1 protein-coding gene and 1 pseudogene are annotated in these 2,019 nt (G+C 42.2%); both read right to left on the bottom strand.

What is annotated here, in order from left to right; translation table 11 throughout:
• A pseudogene (locus tag ME3_RS07350) lies at positions 1–89 on the bottom strand (transglycosylase SLT domain-containing protein); the annotation flags it as partial.
• Positions 90–178: 89 nt separating this feature from the next.
• Positions 179–2,019, bottom strand: a 1,841-nt coding sequence (locus ME3_RS02925; RefSeq protein ID WP_007476994.1) for a hypothetical protein, incomplete at its 5' end; no start/stop codon positions are given.

The following is a 2,019-nucleotide window of genomic DNA, read 5'->3' as shown; positions in this document are numbered from 1 at the left end:
TGGCGTGCTGTTGAATCTAAGAATTGATAAAGACCACCTGCACTACTGTTTTTATTTCTTGCATTGGGATCACCACCACTTTCTATCATCGCCACCCGTTTAAGAAAGCTTTCGGGTAAATCATATCTTTGTGCCGCCTGTGAAATCGCACTCTGAACATGAGGATGAAAATTAATCATTACTCTTTAAGCCCTCTAATGTAGCTGCCAGTCGATAGAACATTAAGCAAATTAATGAACTTTACAAGTTCACCTTGTGTGATTAAACGTCTCTGTTCTGCTTTACGAAACTTGTTAATTAACTCAACAGATTTTTGCCTCGCTAGCCCAATATCTCCACGCTCACGCGCTGTTATAAGAGCTGCAATATCTCTCTCGGCATTTCTATCGATTGACGACACTGCACGCTTGACTGACCCTGTAAAAAATTTCAATATTGCTTTAATCGGGTCAGCCTTACTTACATTATCAAGTGCTTCTCCTGCCTTTGATCCAAGCTCACCCTCGTTCCTTGGAAGGCGTGCAAATAACTCTGACCTCTCAGCCTCTGGACGTAAAGCTCTCATAAGTTGATTTGCTTTATCCTCACCATAAACCAGCCGTAATTTTTCTTGCCCACCTTGTGTATTAAACAAATTGGAAAGATTATTCTCAGGGCTTTGTGCATGAGCTGCTGCATGTTCTATCTGTGAACGTGCACCTTTTCTAAACGCATCCAGTTCTGTAGTTTCCAAACCTGAAAGCTGATTTTTGATCATATCAAGCGTAACATTCTTCTCAAAAGCTTTTTGACCGTGAGATAAGGCATCATCAAGAAGGAGATTTTCATGGTAAATTTGCCGTGCTTGAGCATAATGTGGAGACGATTCGTCTAAAACATGCGTAAGCCGTTTTTCCATATCCTTCAACATTCTAGCATGTTTTCTATGCCCTTCTCTGGTCGCTGATCTAATCTGATCACCTAAATAGCCCTTTATTTCATGCAAAATCCGCATATTTATTTCTGGACGCCCATTGCTTGCTATAATTGTTGCATCCCCCTCATTCAACAGAGCATTAACTGCTTTCTTATACATTCTATTGAATTCAGGACTGTGCAAAAGCTGTGAAGATTCCAAAGCAGCTTTTGAAATTGGTGCAGCAAATGCCTTTTCATAGAGCGGGCTAGCTTGTTCAATTGCATTGTTAATAATGTCTTGTTTTAAATCAAGTGTGTTGACTTTCTTGCCGAGTGTTTCATTCAGCTTTTCTCTTACACGTTGAGCACTCTCAGCTTGCCTAGCTCCTAAACGATTACTCATCATTGAATGTGTAGGATAGTCTTTTTTTGCTTCTCTTAAAGCCCGTGCAGCAAGCGGATCACTTAAATCAATGATCATTGAATCAGGGCCTTTCCACTTTAAAGCCTTGTCAAGATCCTGAATACCTGCTTTGTCTAAAGCACGACTTATCTCTCTAAGCGCTTTGTTGCTTATTTGAACTTCACCCGGTTGACTTCCAAGAAACCATTTTGGAATCGTGTCTTTGACAAAAGAAGTCGTTGCACCAGCTGATTTTGTAACAAGAGGTGCTGCTGCTGATAGAGCAAAAGGCATAGCACCACCAAATAACCCACCAAATCCAGTAGTTACTATAGTATTTCCCAGACCTTCCCCTTCACCACTTCCTGCTATAGCTCCATAGATTCCACCGATTTTTGCAGCGCGTATTGTATTAAACTTTGCTACTGCTTTTTTTGCAGCTTCTTCCCCTGCAAGTTTTGCTTCTGCCCGTGTGGCTCCTTGCGCTAATGCAGATTGAAATGCTTTTGCCTCTGCTCTACTTAAATAATCTGCAGCTGCACCTGAAGTCCTTGTAGCTGCACTATTTACAGGGCTCATTACAGCTTTACCTACAGTTTTTGCAGCAGCAGGAGTAGCACGTATAGCACCGGGAATAGCACGTCCAGCAGCAAGTGCACCACGTCCAACAGCAGCAGGAGCAGCGCGCATAGCAGCAGGAGTAGCACGTATAGCAGCAG

The sequence above is a fragment of the Bartonella melophagi K-2C genome (assembly GCF_000278255.1).
Taxonomy (GTDB): domain Bacteria; phylum Pseudomonadota; class Alphaproteobacteria; order Rhizobiales; family Rhizobiaceae; genus Bartonella; species Bartonella melophagi.
This window is presented reverse-complemented; position numbering and strand designations above follow the sequence as displayed.